Genomic DNA, 1,874 nt, shown 5'->3' on the forward strand with positions numbered 1-1,874 from the left:
TCGATGTCAAACTGGTAATGTTTCGCCAGGCTTTCGAGCATGGAAAAGTAATAGCCATTGCGCCGGTCCCAGCCCTTGACGGCGCCGCTGGCCAGGCTCAGCGACGCAAACGCCACCACCCGCGTCGGATCAAAAAATTCCTTGTGACCCAGGCCATCGCAGCTCGGGCAGGCGCCGACCGGCGAGTTGAAGGAAAACAGCCGCGGCTCCATCTCGCTGAGCGAATAGCTGCAGACCGGGCAGGAAAACTTGGCGCTGAACAAATGCTCCTTGCCGCTGTCCATTTCCAGCGCAATCGCCTTGCCGTCGGCCAGCCGCAGCGCGGCTTCAAAGCTCTCGGCCAGGCGCTGCTGCATGTCGGGCCGCACCTTGATACGGTCAATCACCACGTCAATATTGTGTTTTTCGGTCTTTTTCAGCGCGGGCAGCTCGTCAAATTCGTAGGCCGTGCCATCGACGCGAAAGCGCACGTAGCCCTGGGCCTGCATCTGGGCAAACACATCGGTAAATTCGCCCTTACGCTCACGCGCCACCGGCGCCAGGATCATCAGCTTGCTGTTCTCGGGCAGGGCCAGCACGGCGTCGACCATTTCGCTGACGCTTTGCGACTGCAGCGGCAAGTCATGCTCGGGGCAATAGGGCGTTCCGGCGCGCGCAAACAGCAGGCGCAGGTAGTCGTGGATCTCGGTCACCGTGCCCACGGTAGAGCGCGGGTTGTGCGAGGTGGCTTTCTGCTCAATCGAAATCGCCGGCGACAGGCCCTCGATCATGTCCACATCGGGCTTGTCCATCAGCTGCAAAAACTGCCGGGCGTAGGTGGAAAGGCTTTCCACATAACGGCGCTGGCCTTCGGCATACAGCGTGTCAAAGGCCAGGCTCGACTTGCCCGAGCCGCTCAGGCCGGTGATCACCACCAGCTGGTTGCGCGGAATGTCGAGGTCGATGTTCTTGAGGTTGTGCGTGCGCGCCCCGCGGATGCTGATGCGCTGGGCCGCCAGGATATTGGCCCCCACGCTCCTCACTGCGTGCAAGTCGCTGCCCCCCGAGGGGGCTGAACTTGCTCGGGGCGGCCCTTCACTGCGTTCGCTGGCCAGGTATTTGCTGTCGTTGGGAAAGTTCACTGGAATGAGGTCGCCGCAAAACTCTCAATCATAGACCGAAGCCCTGTTTCGAGCACAATAAGCAACTACGCGACGACCTGACCGCCCGCTTTGGGGTGGCGGGGCGTCTGATTTCATTGATTCAGTCAGTTTTCAGCTCATTTTTAGCCCCTCCACCCCTTGACCCAGCCCCCTGTCCCTCTGTCGTTCCCGATGACCGCCACTGAACGGCGCGCCAGCGCCTCGCTGGCGTCGATTTTTGCTCTGCGCATGCTGGGGCTGTTTCTGGTGCTGCCGGTGTTTGCCCTGGAAGCGGCCAAATACCCGGGCGGCGACGACCCGGCCCGCGTCGGTTTGGCCATGGGGATTTATGGCCTGACCCAGGGTTTGTTACAAATTCCGTTTGGCATCGCCTCGGACTGGTGGGGCCGCAAGCGCGTGATCATTGCCGGGCTGCTGGTGTTTGCGCTGGGCAGCTTTGTGGCCGCCTGGGCCCCCGACCTGAACTGGCTGGTTGTCGGGCGCTCGCTGCAGGGGGCGGGTGCCATTTCTGCCGCCGTCACGGCCCTGCTGGCCGACTGCACCCGCGACGAAGTGCGCACCAAGGCGATGGCGCTGGTGGGCGGCAGCATCGCCCTGATGTTTGCGCTGTCGCTGGTGATTGCGCCGCTGCTGGCCAGCTACATCGGTTTGCATGGCCTGTTTGCCCTGACGGGGTCGCTGGCCCTGGCCGGTATCGCCGTCGTCGTGTGGTGGGTGCCGCCCGAGCCGCTG

The 1,874-nt window shown here is 62.9% G+C and carries 1 protein-coding gene and 1 pseudogene; one reads left to right on the forward strand and one right to left on the reverse strand.

Going from position 1 to position 1,874, the window contains the following annotated elements:
• Window positions 1–1,013: pseudogene (locus tag RMO23_RS11205) on the reverse strand (excinuclease ABC subunit UvrA); the annotation flags it as partial.
• Window positions 1,014–1,313: 300 nt separating this feature from the next.
• Here RMO23_RS11205 and RMO23_RS11210 point away from each other — a divergent pair.
• Window positions 1,314–1,874 (forward strand): MFS transporter (locus tag RMO23_RS11210; protein ID WP_309681472.1); only part of this gene is annotated, 561 nt, incomplete at its 3' end.

Origin of the sequence: Polaromonas sp., assembly GCF_031411155.1 — a bacterium.
GTDB lineage: Bacteria > Pseudomonadota > Gammaproteobacteria > Burkholderiales > Burkholderiaceae_C > Polaromonas.